General features: G+C 64.8%; 1 protein-coding gene. It reads right to left on the bottom strand.

The annotated features are described in order from the left end of the window. Positions 1-227: GNAT family N-acetyltransferase (locus tag A3722_RS08175; protein WP_236627370.1), on the bottom strand; the 227-nt coding region annotated here is incomplete at both ends.

The following is a 227-nucleotide window of genomic DNA, read 5'->3' as shown; positions in this document are numbered from 1 at the left end:
CATGTAGCCTTGGCGGGCGAAGGGCTCACCCGTCCAATAGCCGAGCGTGCCGGATTGGGCAGGACCGCGGCGGATGTTGTCGAGGGTGATCGCACCGACGAGATTTTGATCGCTGCGCCGGATCAGGAAGAGCGGCATCGCGTTGCCCGAAGACACCGAGCGCTGCGCCCAGTAGACGCGGTTGGTGAAAGCCTTGCGGGTCAGGTGATCCTCGGCCCATGTCGGCT

It is taken from the genome of Sulfitobacter sp. HI0027 (assembly GCF_001634775.1).
Taxonomy (GTDB): Bacteria; Pseudomonadota; Alphaproteobacteria; order Rhodobacterales; family Rhodobacteraceae; genus Sulfitobacter.
Note: the sequence above shows the minus strand (reverse complement) of the source record. Positions and strands in the feature narration are given on the sequence as shown.